Here is a 19,184-nt window from a genome sequence, read left to right on the forward strand (position 1 = left end):
TTTATTCTTCTGATTAGCCACTTTTCCTCTGACTTGACTAATCTATTTCTCATTTATTATTTTGATTAGCCACTTTTCCTCTGACTTGGCTAATCTAATTCTTGTTTATTCTTCTGATTAGCCAAATTAGAAAAAAGACTATAGAAATATGGCTTTTGACGACTTGATGAAAGAATTTAATTTAGAGCTCTTTGATGCAAACTGTGCGAGACGGGGTGCGGGTGTCCAGTGGACACCTCTGCGGAGCAGAAGCACCGACCGAGCCGGCAGGCGAGACCTCGAACCTTCGAGGCCCGTATGGGCTACGCGCTCGCCGGGATTAAGGAAACATCCAAAATTAATTACACTTTAGATCCAATCTGCGCGAGACGGGGTGCGGGTGTCCGGTGGACACCTCTGCGGAGCAGAAGCACCGACCGAGCCGGCAGGCGAGACCTCGAACCTTCGAGGCCCGTATGGGCTACGCGCTCGACGGGATTAAGGAAACATCACGATTTCTCATCGCAAGCTCGATAAATCGTGATAGGTCGTCCCGTCTCGATTGAAGTGCTCTTTAATGCAAAAATGAGGCCATCCAAATGGATGACCTCATTTTTTGCATTAAAAGAGCGCGAGACGGGACTCGAACCCGCGACCTCCACCTTGGCAAGGTGGCGCTCCACCAACTGAGCCACTCGCGCAATTTGCTGGCTTTTCGAGCTCCGCGAAGAAAAAACGGCAACTCGCTTTAACAGCTATATATCAATTTCAAATCGTCATTTCCTGACGACAATGGTTATTCTATATGAACTCAGCTCATAAGTCAAGGGATTTTTTTAAGTTGTAAGACTCAAAAAAATCCCTTTAATATTCTGAAAACTTTTTAGTTCAATGAGCTGTCATATTCGATAGAAATAAGGCTTTCTCCATCAAATAAGAATACTAGAGTCATGCCGTCCTTTTCATACTTCATCGAGCTAGTGCCTTCTTCTGTAGCCTGGCCGTATGCTTCTACTATGTCTTCTCTTGAGCTAGAAAGATCGATGCCTTCGGCTGTAGCTACATTATCTGTCTTAAACAATACATAAAGTACTCTATCTACATCACCATCTGGATATGTCTGAATCTCAAAATCACTGTATGTGTAAAGCTTACCAATACCTTCGGCTGCACAGCTTGGAGACTCGAAATATTCCTGTGGTTCACCCAACTTTTCAATAACAGGTGCCACATCTGAATCAACCGCAATATCCATTCCATCATAATTGAATACATATCCTGCTCCAGCAGCCTCGCTCTCGCCACTTGCATTTGAAGTATCTGTTGATTCAATTACCTTTGTGTCGTCTGAGCTGCCACATGCAACAACTGCAAATGACATAGCCATAATCATTCCTAATGCTATAATTCTTTTTTTCATTTTTTATCCTCTCTTTTCTATATAATAACTAGCATTTTACTGAATAGGTGGATACTTGCTAGGGTCATAGTTATGGGTATTCTTGTGACTATTTGAATATGCCCACAAGTCGGCATCATGCCAATAAAAGATTCTAGTGCCATCTAGCTGTAGGTTTGGATCGTAATGATACCAGCCCTCTCCAACATCAATGAGCAACCAGTAATGACCTCTGGTATCCCTAATCTTTTCAATCTCCATATTTTTAATGCCTAGACGATTAAGCATTACTTCTGCTGTCTTCTGCTTAACTGTGCAATCACCTATGCGATTGTACATACCTTTATAGGCTGCCGAATACAAATCATCAATACCAGCACTTTCCGAATATGTAATATTATCTACCACCCAGTTGTAAACCGCCCTAGCCTGTTCCAACTGCGACATGTCGTCCTTAATGATTTCTGCAAGGATTTCATCAGCCATGGCATTGACTGTCTCTTCTGTGGCCGCGCTTATCTTGGCAGATACTATTTTGATTGTGGTGGACTTTTCTGTTACGTTACCCGCAGAATCTGTGGCTATATATTTAACAGGATATACACCTCTTTTATCTGAATTTACTTCAGATGTGTCTACCTCAAGTGTAGGATTATCATCCTGATCATCTGTCACCACAATATTCTTCTTGTAGGAAATAGCATCACCCTGAGCAAATTGCAAAGGCTCAACACCTGCGATTTCTGGAGGTGTAACATCCTCTACCACTTCACAAGGAATAGACGCCTCTGATGAATTTCCAGCTTCATCAGTGACCACTACTGTGATGTCAAAGCTTCCTTTTTTTGAAAAATCGTATTCATCCTTGAAATCTATCACACAATTTGAGACATCGTTAACTGATTCAACCAAATCTGCTGCTGTAGGAGCCTCTGCTGTGGTGTACATTTCAATAGAATCTTCTGTAAGAGAAAACTCTGGAGCCACTGTATCCTGCACATGCAACGTTGTTTTAAAAGTCTTTTCGCCGAAAACCGGAACCTTGCAAGTGATTTTAAGCGGATAATCCCCCACCTTGTTCAAATCATAGGTTGAGTCTTTTGTAAAAGAAGCAGTCTTTTCTTCCTTCTTCAAAAAATCCTGCACTGAACATTCAGCACTACCTGCCTCGATATAAACTTCCGAATATACCAAATCAGTTTTCTCATTATAATAGTATAGACCACCTGCACAGAGCCCTGAGATTAGGCCTACAGCTAATAGTAGTATTATTATCTTCCTTTTCATATTTATATCCCTTTTCTCCGTCTCTAAATTATATCCTTTTTTATAAGAAAAACAAAGCATTAGTGCATGTTAGGATTTACAGCATCGAAGTTCGTTTTTTAGTTATCAATTTTATTGATAGCGGGTAATAAAATCTAGGTATAATTAGAACCATTGAATTAGCATTATATGTGTGATAAAGTCTCAATTAATAAAGATAAAGCACAGGAGGAGACATATGAAAAAGAACAATTTAACAAAGCTTTTAAGCTTATCACTAGCTTCTATAGTAACTGCAGGTGCATTAGTTGGATGCGGTAGCTCAGCAAACTCAGATAAGGCTGATAATGGCTCAGGGGCATCAGGAGATCTTGAGGTAATCAAAGTCGCAGCATCAGCTACACCACATGCCGAGATTCTTGAGCAGGCAAAGTCAGCCCTTGCTGAACAGGGATATGATTTACAGATTCAGATTTTTGATGACTATGTACAGCCAAATGAAGTTGTAGAATCTGGCGATTTTGATGCAAATTACTTCCAGCACGTTCCTTATCTTGATAGTTTTAACGAGGAGCACGGCACCCACCTTGTAGATGCAGGCGACATCCATTATGAGCCATTCGGTATTTACCCTGGCACAAAGTCATCCCTCGATAATTTAGCTGACGGCGATGTTATCGCTATCCCAAATGACACAACAAACGAAGCAAGAGCACTTCTTCTTCTTCAGGACAATGGCCTCCTTACATTAAAGGATGGCGTTGGCTTAGAGGCTACTGTAAATGATATTACTGATAACCCTCTTAATCTTGAGTTCCAGGAGCTTGAGGCTGCACAGGTTGCAAGAGTTGTAAACGAAGTTGCATTCGTTGTATTAAATGGTAACTACGCTCTTGAAGCTGGTTATTCAGTAGCTAAGGATTCTGTTGCATATGAATCTACTGATTCTGTTGCAGCTGAGACTTACGTTAACATCATCGCTGTTAAAGAAGGAAACGAAAATGACCCTAAGATTCAGGCTCTTGTTTCTGTTCTTAAGTCAGATGAAATCAAAAAATATATCGAAGACACATATGATGGTGCTGTAGTTTTCTACGATAAATAAGTCACACACTTGACCGAGAATTAAACAAATAGTAATCTTAATGAGTGTAGCTAGCAAGGCTGCACTCATTTCATTTAAACGATTATGTGGAGTAAAATATGAACGAAATTGTTGTAAAGAATCTTTCAAAAACATTCGATCAGAGTTCTGAAAAAGTTCATGCCCTAAAGGATATCAATCTCACTATCGAGACGGGTGATATTTACGGTATCATAGGTATGTCTGGAGCAGGTAAAAGTACTCTTGTCAGATGTTTTAATTTCCTTGAAAAGCCTACCAGCGGAGAAGTTTGGATTGGCAATAAAAATCTTGGTTCCTTAAGCGAACAGGAGCTTAGAGCTGAACGTAGCGATATTGCTATGATTTTCCAGAACTTCAACCTGCTTATGCAGAAAAATGTTTTAGATAATATCTGCTTCCCATTACGCCTACAAAAGGTCTCAAAAAGCGAAGCAAGAGCACGTGCAAAAGAACTACTAGAAGTCGTTGGGCTTTCAGACAAAGCAAAAGCTTATCCAGCTCAATTATCAGGTGGTCAGCGTCAGCGTGTTGCCATCGCAAGAGCACTAGCTAGCAATCCTAGAATCCTTCTATGTGACGAAGCTACTTCTGCCTTAGACCCACAGACTACCGCTTCTATCTTAGAGCTTCTAAAAGATATCAATCAAAAATTTGGCATTACAATCGTTGTTATCACACATCAGATGTCAGTAGTATCTGAGATTTGCAACAAGGTTGCCATCATTGAAAAAGGTCAGGTAGTTGAACATGGTTTAGTTGAAGATGTGTTTAATCATCCAAAATCTTCAGCTGCTAGAGAATTAATCTTGCGCGGCGACTCTACCAATAATGGCGGTATTGTTGAAACACTCAATGGCGAACGCAAAATTCGTATTGTTTTCTCTGAGAATTCATCATATGAGCCTGTAATTGCAAATATGGTTTTAAAATTCCAGACAGCGGTCAATATTCTTCGCGCTGACACCAAAAATGTTGGCGGCGTTGCAAAGGGTGAAATGATCCTAGGTCTTCCTGAAGACACAAACTTACAAGAAAACATTATCACTTTTCTCAAGGAGCGCGGTCTAGAAATCGAGGAGGTAACAGGCGATGTTTGATGAACAAGTTATTAATATGATTTTAGAAGGTATCAGGGATACCCTTTACATGACTTTAGGCTCTACAATAGCTGCTTATATTTTCGGATTGCCTCTTGGTATATGCCTTAAAATCACTAGTTCAGACGGTTTGACACCTAACAAAATAATCTATGGTATTTTAGATGTAATCTGCAATATTGTCAGATCAATACCATTCTTAATTCTACTTATATTGTTAATACCATTTACTCGACTTGTTGTTGGCAAAAGTTACGGTTCTACCGCTACTATCGTTCCACTAGTTTTCTGTGCAGCACCATACATTGCCAGAATGGTAGAATCTTCACTTAACGAAGTTGATCCTGGTGTTATTGAAGCAGCCAAATCTATGGGAGCAAGCAACTGGGATATCGTATTTAAGGTTATGCTTGTAGAAGCCCGTACATCTCTTATTGTGGGCGCTACTATCACAACAGGTAACATTCTAGGGTACTCTGCAATGTCAGGTACTGTAGGTGGTGGTGGATTAGGTGATATTGCTGTTCGCTATGGATACTACAGATGGCAGACTGATATTATGATTGTCACAGTTATTTTGTTGATTATTTTATTCCAAATCATACAAAACATTGGTATGAAAATTGCAAACAATCTAGACAAACGTAAGTAATATAAAAGCTGTAATTGATAAGTCCTTTGCTTATCAATTACAGCTTCTTTTTTATAAGTATGATATTTGAACAGACGCTACTAATAAGTGAGCCCTTTACATATTCCAGGTATTCATCATAATCTATATAATATAGTTTTCCCCAGGATGATATTTTCACCATGGTCTTATGCACATCACTCGCATCATGAATAACAGCTATCGCATTTACGTAATGACTATTAGTGTATGTAACAGGAATGTATTCCCTAGTAACTGATTTATAGGAATATAATGTTATCTTCTTTCCCATCCGATACAAAGACCAAATGACAGGTATATCGTTATCTAACATCTCTTCCATTTTTTCCAGCATATCATCATGTCCATATCGCCCATTGTAGCAAGCCTTATAGCTCCCCTTTAGGCACTGGTTAATGTATCTGCAAATCTGCCATGGGGTTAACCCTAACGCATATTTTCCAAAGAACTGATGCATATAAAGCTTAGATAAAGGATTGCATTTCAAAAAACTCTCAATACGTTTCCCATATTCATCCTTATCAACCCTATTATTACCTGAAATATGATAACAAGCATCCAATGCAGCAATTATACCGCACCCTTGCCCTTTCACATTGCACCATGGCTTATCTGAAAACCACTCTTGATTTGATCCATTACCAATTACTCTTCCCTGCTCATTAACTATCTGTATGTACTGCCCCTTTAAACCAGCCACAATTATCGCCCCCATATATCCAACTATTCTTTTTCTATTATACTAAATTTAAGGCAATATTCATTTCCTATAAAGAAAAAATCCGTTACCATTCACAGTCTGTTTTGTAGGTACGCCCTCAACAAAGGCTGTGGCCTCCAGTATACACATGGCGCATTGCAAGAATATTGCGTTTTTCTAATGGGCCATTTATGCATCTTTATTTACATGTGTCTTTTGCAGGCCTGTACAATTTTGAAAAAGGTTTTTAGATGGCGGACACAAAACATAATATAAAGTGTACTTCTCAGACTGAGGGGAACTTGGTTGATTTTGGAGCGAGCCTAGTAACATAAAAGCAGGTTTTGCAATATATAAGCATGCGCTGCCATGGACGGCAGCGCAAGTGGTCACTTAAAACACGATGTTGAATGTGCCACGGTGATTATATATGCAAAACCTGCTTTGTCATGTTACTTAGCAAGCGGAATATGAAACCAAGTCCCCTCAGTTTGAGAAGTACATATAAAACTTAAGTGTCCGCCACCTAAAAAACATTTTTCAAAATGGTTCATTCCGCAACAAGACACATGTACAATGCATAAATTTGGCCCATAAGAAAAACAGCAATATTCGCAAAATCACGCCATATGTATACTGGAGGCCACAGCAGGGGTGAGGGCGTCATAAATGAATGTCAACTGTGAATGGTAACAAAAATCCCAGTGGCTAGACTAATTCTAACCACTGGGACAATATTTCTTAATTACGAATATAACTTCTTTACGTTTCCCTCTGCAATATCAGCTTCTTTTATCTGAAAATCGCCATTGAGGAAAGCTTCAAGCTGACCATATGTATTAATAGCCTTACCATTTACAAGAATAATAAATGGCTTTTGGCCTTCTGCATTTAATGTCATTCTATAATCAACTCTATCAAGTGCGTACTCAATTCCCATCTCATAAGATGTAAAGTAGCTATGCGCATTTCCTAATGTATGATCTGATGTAATCCAATATTCCTCGACCAAATTAATATTTGGTTCTATTAAAGTCATCTTTACGAATTTTTCTTCACTTTCTTCACGTAATAATCTGTATTCTTTATTAAGTGTTGTAAGTTCCATTTTTCACCTCTTATAATAACTGAGACCATAAAACAATGAAACTTTATCACGCTTTGCGTTATATGTCAATATATTATTAAATTATTATTCTAATTTATAACTTTTCTTCCATAACATAGGAAGTGGTATTGTTAATAATATTGCTTTTAAAACATTATCTGCAATCATGCAGCACCATACATATATGAGCCCCTGGTTGAAAACACGAATACCGATATAAGTAGCCAGAATTCTTACAAGCCACATTCCTCCAAACTCAATAACAAATGGATATTTTGTCTTTCCAAGACCATAATAGATTCCCTCTGAAATAATGTACATACCAAAGAATGGCTCAGAAAAAGCTACCATCTTTAAAACCATAGCACCTAAAGCTATAACGCTCTCATCCGAGGTAAAAAATCCCATAAGTGGTTCTGCAAAAACAAATAATAATATGCCACTAAATGTCATTGCAAGCAGTGTACACACAATACTGCTTACGCAGACAGCATGATATTTATCGTGATTCTGCTCTCCATAGGAAATACCTACCATAGTATTAGCAGCTGATTTAAAACCGTAGCCACCAATATAAAACAATTCCTCTGCCCCTACAGCTATGCTATGGGCAGCAAAAATTATAGTGCCCATGTGAGAGACCAAACTTGCAAAAACAACATATCCAGATGTAGAGGCCACATTGATAAGAAGTACAGGCAATGATAGATTCCACATCTTTTTAGTAATGCTCTTATCGGTTTTGAATATGCTATCTTTAAACCTAAGATAAGGATTGCTAAAGAATACAATAAGAGTAAGTATTCCTCCTAACGCAGCCGAGATACAAGTAGCATAGGCTGCTCCATCAACACCCATTCCAAGCATGTAGATAAAAATATAATCTAGACATAAGTTTACAGCATTGATAACAATACTAATTATCATAGGAGTTGTTGTATCTTTTGTAGCTCTTATCGCTGATGACAAAATATAATGTACACTCTTTAGGATAACCGGTACTGAAATCCAGAAGAAATATCTGGTAGCCGCAGGTCTGATTGCTTCTTCAGCACCCATCCATGTAGCTACAAACGGTGCTACCGCAAAGCATATAACCTCTATAACTGCACCTACGCCTAATGCAAACAATAAACATTGTTTAGCCACTTGCTTAATCTGGTGCTCTTCTCCTGCACCAATAGCCTGTGCAATAAGTGTCATTGCCGCCACACCAAAAGCATATGGCATGCTTCCTATAAGCCAGGTGATTGTAGTGGATGTGGATACTGCCGCTGTTGCGTCTGCCCCAAGTCTACCTACCATCGCAGTATCTACATACTGCATCAAAACAGATAGGATTTGCTCTAGCATTGTAGGCACAGCCACTGTAACCACAGTCCAAAACACGTTATTATATTTAGAATTAACTTTCATCCTCATTATTATCTTTTTCCATTCCATTTGCCCAGACCATTGATTGGATTGCTCTAGCAACTCTTATAGCATCAATAGCCTCCATAGCTCGTTTATAATCAGCTTCCTGCTTTTCATATTGAGCTGTAAATTCCTTCTGCTTTTGTTCAAAAGCTTCTTTTCTTTTCTGCTTTTGCTTTTCAGCTTTTTTCTGAAAAGCAGTATAATCTGCATTGCTTGCTGTCGTACGTTTAGTAGTCTTTCCTAATACTTTACTATGGGTAAGAACCTTTCCAGCATTGTCCTTAATCAAAAAATTATATGCTTCCACAATACGATTATAGGCAGTTGTATCCATATCACCTGTAACATCAGGGTGACATTTCTTTACCAAATCCTTATAAGCAAGCTTAATCTGTGCTTCGCTTGCTGTAATTCCTAATCCAAGTGCCATCAAGGCTTCCTGTCTAGTTCTTATCATAACTCCCCAGTACTTCTCCTATAAAATACAATGAACCAAATACTACAATCCTGTTCTCCTGCTTCAAAGCCAATTCTAACGCTTCATCATATGAATTACATGATGTAGATTCCACCCCTGTGTTATTAATTGCCATTGCAAGCTCCTTTGCCTGCAACGCTCTATTAGAATCCACTGTAACCGTATAAAACCTTCTTGCAATAGGCGTAATAACCTTAATCATATCAAGGTAATCCTTGTCTGCCATTACAGCCATTATAAATGAAAATTTCTCCTTTGGAAATTCCATAGCTAAGCTATCGTATAAAGCCTCCACTCCAGATGGATTATGAGCTCCATCTACCATGATAAATGGATCATAAGAAATGATTTGCATCCTTCCTGGCCATACAGCTTTTGCAAGTCCTTCATCAATGGTCTGATTATTAACACCTATATCTAGACACTTTATTATATCCACTGCAACTTGTGCGTTTTTTCTCTGATATTTTCCAAATAATCCTATTATTTTATCTGCAGAAACCTCCCCAGAAATAACATAGTGACTATTAAGTTCTTTACAACGGTTAATAATGACATTAGTTGCACCTTCATCCATCTGACCTATTACAACAGGTACTCCGGATTTTATTATTCCAGCCTTCTCAGCCGCAATCTTTTCAATGGTATCTCCTAAATACTGAGTATGTTCGAGACCGATCGATGTTATTGCGCAAACCTCTGGCTTCCGCAGTAATCCATTGGTAGAATCCTTTGCACCACCAAGGCCTGTCTCCAAGACAATATATTTAACGCCCTGTTCTTTGAAATACAAAAGTGCCATGGCCAGCCAATAATCAAACATCGTAGGCTCTAATTCAAGCTTTAGCGACAATAAGTATTCTCCAAGCCTTGCGACATCATCTTTTGGTATCTGAACACCGTCAATCCGAATGCGCTCTGTATATTCTATTAAATGTGGAGATGTGAAAAGCCCCACTTTAAAAGGTTCAAAAGACGCAAAAGAAGCAGCCTGTAAGATGCTACTCACAAAAGCTGCTACTGAACCTTTTCCATTGGTTCCAGCTATGTGGATAATGCGCATTCCCATTTCTGGATGCTCTAAAACTTCTAAGAGCTCCCGGGTGACATCTCTTCCACATGCTTTACCAAATCTATGTTTATTGTCTATTGTATTTACTACTTCTTCGTATGTCATTCTTTTAGACTACCAAAATAACTCCACCATCATTTGCGTACATGGTGCTGACACCTCTCATGTCTACAATGAAGATTTCCTTAAATTTGGCTAACGACTCCATTTTTTTCTTTAATGATAGAGCACGCTCTGGACAATTACAATGAGAAATAGCAAGAACCTTTTCCTCGCAATTTGTAGTAACTTCCATTACACACTTTGTCATTTTATCAATTGCATGTGTCATGCCACGGCCCTTAGCAAGCTGCTGGATATATCCAGTATCTGTAGAACCCATGACAGGCTTAATATTAAGTGTCTCAGCAATTGCAGCCTTTAAGCCTGATAATCTACCAGACTTTCTGAATGTCTCAAGTGTCTCGAGAACAAAGAATGTGTGCTGCTGCTCAATGTATGATTCAACTGCTTCCACAACCTGCTCAAATGACATGCCAGCATTCTCGCATTCAGCTATCTTTAATCCAATAAGTGTCTCGCCGATTGAGGCAGATCTTGAATTAAATACGTAAACATTTTTTGATTCATTGTCTTCTTCAAAGATATTCTTTGCAAGACAAGCACTATTATATGAGCCAGAAAGCTCTGCAGATAATGTGACAATATAAATATTTTCTGCATCACATTCCATCTCTTTGATGTATGCATCAGGAGATGGGCATGCAGACTTAGGAGCATTTGGACTTTCAGCAACAGCTTTAATAAAGCTAGCCTGATCAAATGTCTCATCATCATAAATCTGCTTACCATCTATTTCAAGAATCAATGGTACACTAGCAAAATGACCATCCTTCTTCATATCCTCTGTAAGCTCTCCGCAGCTATCTATAATGATTTTATACATAATTTCCTCATTCCTCCATCCACGTTGGGATTAATTTCATATGTATTATATCATTCAAGCATTGCCACGTAAATAGTCTTTATTATTTCAACATGTAGTTTTAATAACCACATGCGTGCTAATTCCATTTTACAGTGATTACATTTGCATTTTCATCTAAAAGATAATATACAGATGTAAGCCCATCGCAGTAATCTGATATATGCTTCTCTCCGAAGAAATAATCCAAAACTCTATTATATAAATCAGAATTACTAAATTTAAGAGATATTTCCGCATCCCCTGCCGCATAGGATTCTCCCAGCTTTGCACCAATAGAATCCACACCGTACCAATCGTAATACAGCCCGTTATGCACAAAGTAATCATCTGCATTTGATAAGCACTCAGGCACTTCAAAGGTGCTTGTAATCACGTGATTTTGACTGATTTCCTCTGTAGTCATAGCAAGATATGCATAATTCACACGCTTGGTGGTATCGTTGTTGCTATCTAAATATTTGCTATTGCCCCATGTGACATCCATATAATAATATGCGCCATCAAGATGCACCAAATTCCATGCATGACTCTCATTATTAGCTGTACCTGTAATAATTGTGCTTGATATTCCAAGCTTATCAAGTAAATACCACGCTGCATCTGCATAACCCTGACAAACAGTAGACTGATATAAAAAGACACTGAGAATATTTTGATTTTCAAGACTATTGGTATCGTAGTCTACCTTTTCTATAAGAGTCTCGAAAACATAAAGTGCTTTATCAAAATCGCTGGCCGAGGGACTGATGCCCGAAAGCCATTCTGCAGCCACAGAATCTACTGTAGCCTGGTAGATATCCCTCTGATCCTCTGACATTGTATATTTAGGCTCAAACTCAAGACCAACTACATTATTATTGCTGGTGTATGTGTTGTACTGATATCCATTTATCCAGAATAATCCACCATAATCAGCTAAAACCGCCTCATAAGCATTGGCAAGCACGTCTTTATCCTTAGTAGATAGAGTAATTCTATCTGAATAATTCTCTATACAGGAATATATCTGATCATAAGCTGTCTGCTCTTCCTCCGTGAGCTGCTGATATGCATATCTATCGTAAGAAACGCTTTCTACCATGACAGCATCCTGCAACATGGAATTGCCCGATGAATTTTCGCCATACCAATTTGCCAATCCATTCAGCCCAGCACTGCGCATAATCTGCGTAGGATTAAAGCTTCCATTTTTAATGCTTAAAACAACGCATATTGCAATGAATATACCGGTAATTATTGTCAAAGTTCCTATTAAATTTAGTAGGAAATGTATTATCTTTTTCAAATATTCTCCTTAAAAAAATAAGGCAGCGTATTAACTACGCTGCCTCTCCCCTTAATCTTTTTTGTGTTGCCTATAGCTTGTTTTTCATAACATAACCAAAGGTATCCCGAAAAATAGATTAATGAAATTTGATTAACGTACTACTGTTACGTTAACAGCCTGTGGTCCCTTTGCCCCATCAGTTACTTCATACTCAACTGTAGCACCTTCTTCGAGAGTCTTAAAGCCCTCTGAATTGATACCGCTGAAGTGAACGAATACATCGTTTCCAGCTTCGTCTGAGATAAATCCGTAGCCCTTTGAATTGTTGAACCACTTAACTGTACCTTTGCTCATGCTAAAGTACCTCCAATATATTACTTGCCAAGTCTTCCTTGACTATATTTAGTTTAACAGAACACTTATTCAAAGTAAAGAAAATGTCCGAATATTTTGTACAAATTTTTGTTTTCGTTACTTAATAGCTGTAAAACTTAATCTATAAAGGAGGTTCGTAACACTTTTTTCTAGTTTGCAGCTGCTTTTTCAGGAAGGACTCCAGTTGTTCTGACAAGAATCTTCGGTCCGCCCTTCTTTTCAATATAATCTTCTGTAATAATTACCTGTCCAATATTATCATCCTTAGGAATCTCATACATAATATCAAGCATGAATTCCTCAATGATTGATCTGAGGCCTCGAGCCCCTAGCTTTTTATCAAGAGCTTTCTTTGCGATTGCATGTAAAGCACCGTCATCAAACTCAAGCTTAACCTCATCAAGCTCCAAAAGCTTTTGATATTGCTTAATGATAGCATTTTTTGGCTCTTTAAGGATTCGAACCAACATATCCTCATCCAGCATCTCTGTAGCAAATACAATAGGAAGACGGCCGATAAACTCTGGTATCATACCAAACTCTCTAAGATCCTCTACAGTAACCTTCTGAAGAATATTTTTATCATCATCATATTTATCCTTTAGATCAGCCATAAATCCCATAGATGAATGCTTATTTAAGCGAGACTTAATGATTTCATCCATAGCTGGGAATGCTCCGCCACAGATAAATAAAATATTTCTAGTGTTGATTGTGGTTGTTGGAACCATAGCATTTTTGCTTGAAGCACCAATTGGCACCTCCACATCAGCTCCCTCAAGAAGCTTCAGCATACCTTGCTGTACTGATTCGCCACTAACATCACGCTGATTTGCATTTTTCTTTTTAGCAAGCTTATCAATCTCATCAATAAAGATGATACCCTGCTGACATCTTTCTACATCATTGCCCGCTGCTGCAAGAAGCTTACTAACAACCGACTCAATATCATCACCTATATAACCTGCTTCAGTCAAAGATGTAGCATCTGTGATTGCAAGAGGTACATCAAGAAGTCTTGCTAATGTACGAACCAAATATGTCTTTCCAGAACCTGTAGGTCCAAGCATAAGCATATTTGACTTTTCGATTTCGATATCATCCATAGTTCCTGTAGCAACTCTCTTGTAATGATTGTAAACTGCTACAGACATAACTTTCTTTGCATAATCCTGACCAACGACATAATCATCAAGCTTCTCTTTGATTTTGTGAGGAGGAATGATGTTATTTATATCTATTGCTGGTGCTGGTCTGTCTTCTTTTTCCTTTGAGCCTGCTGCGCCATGTGCATTTTTAACCTTTGGTCCTTCGCCGAATAGACTACCTAGATTTAAAAAACTTATATTTGGCATTTTAGACATATCAACATTACTCTTTGAATTGTCTCCTCCGCCTAGGCCGAAGCTACCCATTGAATCAAATGTGTGCTGCATACAGTCTCGACATACACTCATTCCTGGAGCCAACTTTATAAGTGGACCAGTAATATTATCTGGCCTATGACAGATATAGCAAAACTCTGTTGGCTTTGATTCTTTCTTTTCTTCTGTATCTTTGTGGATTTCTTGTCCTGTAACTTCCTCTATAACCTCATCTGAAATATCCACTGTATTTTTCTCATCTGGGTCAAATTCTCTAAAATCCTGATCTGACATGCTTAACTCCTATCTATCAACTTCAAAAAACTTGAATACCTCTGCGTAATATTCCAAAATTATATCATCAGTAGCATTGAAAATTTCGTGCTTACTTCCCTCAAATCGAATGACTTTACAGTCTTTTGCAAGCTCTGCAAATTCGTTCTGTGCCTCTGGAACAACCAGCGTATCCATTGCCGCTTGCATTATTATAACAGGAATTTCTACCAAGCTGGCTTTTTTAAGAATTTTTTTAGAAACATTAACTGATTCCTTTGACCACCCATATGTAGCGCCATTTGTCTGATAGTGCTCATCCCTTTCTCGCTCGTTATACTGATATGTATATCTGGCTTTTGAAAGACAAGAGCATTTCGGATACTTAAAGGAATGATCATAATCATGATGTCCCAAAATGTATTTTTTTCTGAAGAATGGCAGTATCGTAAGGATTGATACCATTTTCACTACTGGCTTTGGTCTTCTACCAGTTTTAAGCTTTATCATTGGGGATGATAAGATAGCCCTTTCAAACACTCTTGGGTATTTTTCCAAATAAAGAGCTCCGATTGCTCCTCCCATAGAGTGAGCAAAAAGGAACAAACGCTCAGTAATACTTTCAGGAATAACCACTTTTTCAATAAACTCGTTAAAGTCTACTATATAGTCCTCAAATCTGTCTACGTGCACTTTGCACAATCCTTTGACCTGTCTGTCTGAAAGGCCATGGCCACGATGCTCTACTATGAATACTGAATACCCCATCTGATAGAAGTAATACAGTGTTTCAGTGTATTTACTAATGAACTCACAAAAGCCATGGCTCATTACTATTGCAGCTTTTTCCTCTGGATTTATAAGAGTTTGGTAGTGAAGCTTAAGGCCATCTCTTGTAGTTATGTACCCGTCTTTAATTTTCTCATTTAGAAAAGGAAGGACTTTGCCCTTCATAGAATCGGCAAAATCCTGCTCCTTAATAAAATAATTTTCTATTGTCTTCATGTTAATCCCATTTATAACTATTTACAATTTGAAGTGCAACATCTGGGTAATTAGTGATAATTCCATCCAATCCCATATCACAAGCCATATGTAAATTTTGTTTAGAATTCACAGTCCAGGTGTTAATCTTGATACCAAGCTCGTGACATCTCTCAACATAGTTAGGGTACTGCACATTATAAAGCGCAGGATGTAAAGCCTCTACACCATGCTCTTTTCCATATTCCGGCATATTAAGAGTGCCATCCATGTAAAGAAATCCTGTGCGGGCTTCTGGAAACAGCTCCTTTATTCGCATAATACTATAGTGATTAAAGGATGAATAGATTACTCTGTCTTCCATGCCAAATTCCTTTGTCATGGCAACTATATCCTCCTCGATACCTTCGTAGAAGATAACGCCTGTCTTAAGCTCGATATTAATGATAAGATCCGTTGGCTTAATCAGCTCAAAAACTTCTCGCATGGTAGGAATAGCAGCTTCCTTGCACTCCGGATGAGTGGCATTGTAATTGAATCTGCGAAGCTCTTCTAAGGTATAATCCTTAACACTACCCTTACCATTAGATGTTCTATCAATCTTTTCATCATGAATTACAACAAGCTGCCCATCTTTTGTCTTGTGAATATCTAGCTCTATACCATCAGCTCCCATCTCAACAGCTTTTTCAAAGGCTGGCATAGTATTTTCTGGCAAATATCCACTTGCGCCTCTATGGGCATATACTAAAGGTCTTTTCACTGATGTGCTACCTCTTTTCTTGATACCTTTAAGATTATAAAACTTAATCCTGATTTGTTTTAACAACAACCTGGTACGATAAAATCGTTGTTTCATTTTGAATATACCACCATCTGTAATGCATGCTGAGATACAACTTCATCAATCGCCTGAATACGTCCCTTAATAGCGTATTCAATCTGTGTAATCTCTTTCGCATGTGGACGAACCCTCTGATAAATAGCTTCCATATGAGGCTTCATATCTTCTGTTTTGTATCCTTCCTCAAATTCAAGAACTACAAGATGACGCATTGCCTTTGTATCTTCCTCTACCTTTGTAAGGAAGCTGATTGAAAGAATGTCATCATGCTCTTTACCATACTCTAAAAGCTCACTACGAATACCTGTTGTCTCTTCGGATTCCTTTGGAACACCAAGAAGAATTCTCTTGCCTGCAGGAATTTTCTCCTCACGGACATGATTTGTAAACTCATTCTCACCAAATTCGCTCTGATATCCTGGTGTATTTGTAATAGTGTCTAGATATGGAACAGGAAGCGTACATGGTACCTTGTTAAATGGGTTGATAGCGATACCTGAATATACATCACCCTTCTTTAACATAGCGTATACATCCTGGAATGATACAATTTGAGTATGAACCTTCTGTCCATCCTTACTGATTCCCTTCCACTTTCTAAGAGAATCCCAATCTGTAAACAAAGGTAATACCATGCTATCCTTACCCTCTGGTGTTCCAGTGAGCTTGATTTGTGATTTAAGCATATAAAAACCGATTTTAGTATCCTTCTTAATTACAGCTACGCCCTTTTCGTTAATTTCTGGCTCTGTATCCATCTTGATTGGTGTAATGAAATGACCATGGCTTGCCCAATATGCTAATGTACCGTGGAAACCATTATCCTTGCCATAAACAACCATCCCATTGATGATTCCAGCCAATGCAGGATTTTCGATTGATACTCTAGGATCAACCTTATCCTGTGGCTTAAGGTTGGAAATAACAGAATACTTCTTGAGTGAAACTTCATCAGGAAGATTGAGCTGTAAAGATACATGAGTATCTTCTGCCTCATCCACGATAGATGTCTTGTCCTCAATTTTAGCTTCTACAGCCTGAATCTCACAAGCTACAGCTTCTGCACCTGGCTGGTATACATAAACTGTATCGCCCTTCTTAAGATGACCAGCTAACTGACCTGAAACGATACTTCCATTTCCGTCAAGCATTGTTGTAATTCCATCTACTATCACAGAAAATCTTCTGCTTGTATCAATAGTATCTGTTATATCAGAATCTTCTAATCTGATATCTTCAGCTTTACTTTCTTCAACTTGTTCTTTTTTCTTTTTGTCAAATAAACCCATAACATGTTCTCCTACTAATATTACTTACATGTCTAACGACACAGATATCATTATACTAGAAAAACCCGTAAAAAAAAACCTTCCACACATAAAGTGTGAAAGGTTTAATTAATCATTATTTAACTGATGTACTCATTACATAATCGTATGACTCATACCATTCTTTTTCTTCATCCATGTCTGCCTTAACATCATCTAATGAAGCATAGCCATAGTAGTTGTATTTTGTTCCAGATTCAGATTCATACTCTGCTGAGTGATAATCTACACCATAGAAGTTAGAGTAATCACACTCTTTATCTTCATTAATGAATACGTCTGTAATTGAAACAACTGCGTAATATGTAAATGACTCTGAATCACCCTCTTCATCTTCAACATCAGCATTTACTTCAAATACTAAGTATACATAATTGCCGTCACCTTCTTTAGAGAAGAGATATGCGCCAAGATAATCAGCACTGTTAACTGTAGCATTGCCATCAAAGCCAGAATCATACTCAATCTCATCCTGTGCATATGTGATAACTTCAGCAAGGCTCTTTGCATTTAATTCTGAAACATCTGTTACATAATGTCCTAATCCCTCAACAGTATATTCCTTTTCTGTTGCAGAAGGAACTTTGCCGAATCTTTCAGCACAATTTTCTTTTAATTCTTTTTCGCTATATCCTGAAGCATATGTAACTGTAATCTTATCGCCTGTTGATAAGTCATAGTTCTTGCTTAATGAATATGAGTAAGCAGAATATACTTCATCATTGCCAGTTACTTCTACCTTAGCTGTTCCATTTCCGTCGAGACCAGAATATGTTACCTTGATTCCTTCAAATGGATCAAATGATTTTACTTTCTTAAGGCCTTCTACAGTGAACTTCTTGTCCTCAGCCTTGATAGTGACACCATACTTCTTCTTGATAGCGTCTGTCTTAACCTTGTATGAAACCTCAACTTCATCACCGTTTTTAAGCTTATTAGCTGGGTCAACTTCATATTTAATCTTACTATCTACAGCGTATCTCATCCACCAACCGATAAGCTCTTCGTCGCCTTCAAAATCTTCTTCTCTCTCGACTTTTTTCTTATCCTTGAAATCTGTCTTTTCATAGAGGTCTACCCAGAATTGTTCATCGATTTCGACTGTAGCTTTACCCATTGAATCGTATCCATCAAATTCAACTGTAACATAGTCATTAATATTGATTGTGTGCTTTCTAATGTTGAGGAAGATACCTCCAGCAATTAATGCAACGATTACTACAGCTGCAATAATCCAAACATATACTGGAACTTTCTTCATTTTTTCGCTAACTGGAACAGCTGGAGCTACATTTGTAGCTGCTGTGCTAGTAGCTGTTGGCTGTGGTGTAAAGCCAGGTGCCACCTCTGGAACAGACTGCTTAGCGCCACATTCTGTACAGAATGCTGCACCATCATCTATTTTTGCTCCACAATTCTCACAAAACATACTTCAATTCTCCCT

The 19,184-nt window shown here is 38.2% G+C and carries 18 protein-coding genes and 1 tRNA gene; 3 read left to right on the forward strand and 16 right to left on the reverse strand.

Annotated features, from left to right (window positions below; genetic code table 11):
- Nucleotides 1-607: 607 nt before the first annotated feature.
- From T498_RS0108050 to T498_RS0108060, 3 genes are all read right to left on the reverse strand, one after another.
- Nucleotides 608-680: transfer RNA gene (locus T498_RS0108050), tRNA-Gly, on the reverse strand.
- 182 nt (nt 681-862) lie between these two features.
- Nucleotides 863-1,399: a hypothetical protein gene (locus T498_RS0108055; RefSeq protein WP_028235467.1), complete on the reverse strand. Its 537-nt coding sequence runs from the start codon at nt 1,397-1,399 to the stop codon at nt 863-865.
- A 36-nt stretch (nt 1,400-1,435) separates the two neighbouring features.
- The gene (locus T498_RS0108060) at nt 1,436-2,665 is read right to left on the reverse strand and encodes a transglutaminase domain-containing protein (RefSeq protein WP_028235468.1); all 1,230 of its coding nucleotides are present in this window, start codon (nt 2,663-2,665) and stop codon (nt 1,436-1,438) included.
- A gap of 217 nt (nt 2,666-2,882) precedes the next feature.
- On the opposite strand from T498_RS0108060, the gene T498_RS0108065 reads away from it, so the two are divergent.
- The 3 genes from T498_RS0108065 to T498_RS0108075 all read left to right on the forward strand — a co-directional run bounded on the left by T498_RS0108065 (nt 2,883) and on the right by T498_RS0108075 (nt 5,519).
- Complete coding sequence (locus T498_RS0108065; protein ID WP_028235469.1) at nt 2,883-3,749, forward strand: MetQ/NlpA family ABC transporter substrate-binding protein; 867 nt, start codon at nt 2,883-2,885, stop codon at nt 3,747-3,749.
- Nucleotides 3,750-3,847: 98 nt separating this feature from the next.
- Entirely contained in the window at nt 3,848-4,867 is a 1,020-nt protein-coding gene (locus T498_RS0108070) for a methionine ABC transporter ATP-binding protein (RefSeq protein ID WP_028235470.1), read from the forward strand.
- Entirely contained in the window at nt 4,860-5,519 is a 660-nt protein-coding gene (locus tag T498_RS0108075; protein WP_028235471.1) for a methionine ABC transporter permease, read from the forward strand. Before T498_RS0108070 ends, T498_RS0108075 begins: the two co-directional genes overlap by 8 nt.
- A gap of 37 nt (nt 5,520-5,556) precedes the next feature.
- On the opposite strand, the gene T498_RS0108080 is transcribed toward T498_RS0108075, so the two are convergent.
- The 13 genes from T498_RS0108080 to T498_RS0108140 form a co-directional block, all read right to left on the reverse strand.
- A complete protein-coding gene (locus T498_RS0108080; RefSeq protein ID WP_028235472.1) occupies nt 5,557-6,240 on the reverse strand; it encodes a hypothetical protein in 684 nt (227 codons plus the stop codon).
- A gap of 745 nt (nt 6,241-6,985) precedes the next feature.
- Nucleotides 6,986-7,348 carry a hypothetical protein gene (locus T498_RS0108085; protein WP_028235473.1) on the reverse strand — a complete coding sequence of 121 codons (363 nt, stop codon included), beginning with the start codon at nt 7,346-7,348 and terminating at the stop codon, nt 6,986-6,988.
- 84 nt (nt 7,349-7,432) lie between these two features.
- Complete coding sequence (locus T498_RS0108090) at nt 7,433-8,770, reverse strand: MATE family efflux transporter (RefSeq protein ID WP_197019938.1); 1,338 nt, start codon at nt 8,768-8,770, stop codon at nt 7,433-7,435.
- The gene (locus T498_RS15315; RefSeq protein ID WP_036978164.1) at nt 8,754-9,224 is read right to left on the reverse strand and encodes a J domain-containing protein; all 471 of its coding nucleotides are present in this window, start codon (nt 9,222-9,224) and stop codon (nt 8,754-8,756) included. The genes T498_RS0108090 and T498_RS15315 overlap by 17 nt, the downstream gene beginning before the upstream one ends.
- Nucleotides 9,211-10,422, reverse strand: a complete 1,212-nt coding sequence (locus tag T498_RS0108100) for a bifunctional folylpolyglutamate synthase/dihydrofolate synthase (protein ID WP_028235475.1) — start codon at nt 10,420-10,422, stop codon at nt 9,211-9,213. The genes T498_RS15315 and T498_RS0108100 overlap by 14 nt, the downstream gene beginning before the upstream one ends.
- Nucleotides 10,423-10,426: 4 nt before the next feature.
- Nucleotides 10,427-11,263, reverse strand: coding sequence for a DegV family protein (locus T498_RS0108105; protein ID WP_028235476.1), 837 nt, complete (start codon nt 11,261-11,263; stop codon nt 10,427-10,429).
- Nucleotides 11,264-11,381: 118 nt separating this feature from the next.
- Nucleotides 11,382-12,590, reverse strand: coding sequence for a transglutaminase domain-containing protein (locus T498_RS0108110; RefSeq protein ID WP_028235477.1), 1,209 nt, complete (start codon nt 12,588-12,590; stop codon nt 11,382-11,384).
- Nucleotides 12,591-12,722: 132 nt separating this feature from the next.
- Nucleotides 12,723-12,926, reverse strand: a complete 204-nt coding sequence (locus T498_RS0108115; RefSeq protein WP_028235478.1) for a cold-shock protein — start codon at nt 12,924-12,926, stop codon at nt 12,723-12,725.
- Nucleotides 12,927-13,096: 170 nt separating this feature from the next.
- Complete coding sequence (gene clpX / locus T498_RS0108120; RefSeq protein ID WP_028235479.1) at nt 13,097-14,605, reverse strand: ATP-dependent Clp protease ATP-binding subunit ClpX; 1,509 nt, start codon at nt 14,603-14,605, stop codon at nt 13,097-13,099.
- A 9-nt stretch (nt 14,606-14,614) separates the two neighbouring features.
- Nucleotides 14,615-15,589 carry an alpha/beta fold hydrolase gene (locus T498_RS0108125; protein ID WP_036978166.1) on the reverse strand — a complete coding sequence of 325 codons (975 nt, stop codon included), beginning with the start codon at nt 15,587-15,589 and terminating at the stop codon, nt 14,615-14,617.
- A gap of 1 nt (nt 15,590) precedes the next feature.
- Nucleotides 15,591-16,427 (reverse strand): glycerophosphodiester phosphodiesterase, encoded by an 837-nt coding sequence (locus T498_RS0108130; protein WP_081779726.1) that lies wholly within the window; start codon nt 16,425-16,427, stop codon nt 15,591-15,593.
- Complete coding sequence (locus tag T498_RS0108135; RefSeq protein ID WP_028235482.1) at nt 16,424-17,701, reverse strand: SseB family protein; 1,278 nt, start codon at nt 17,699-17,701, stop codon at nt 16,424-16,426. Before T498_RS0108135 ends, T498_RS0108130 begins: the two co-directional genes overlap by 4 nt.
- A gap of 115 nt (nt 17,702-17,816) precedes the next feature.
- On the reverse strand, nt 17,817-19,169 hold the full coding sequence (locus T498_RS0108140; RefSeq protein ID WP_028235483.1) for a zinc ribbon domain-containing protein: 1,353 nt from the start codon (nt 19,167-19,169) through the stop codon (nt 17,817-17,819).
- Nucleotides 19,170-19,184: the final 15 nt, after the last annotated feature.

Source organism: Pseudobutyrivibrio sp. MD2005 (assembly GCF_000621865.1).
In the GTDB taxonomy this organism is placed as follows: domain Bacteria; phylum Bacillota; class Clostridia; order Lachnospirales; family Lachnospiraceae; genus Pseudobutyrivibrio.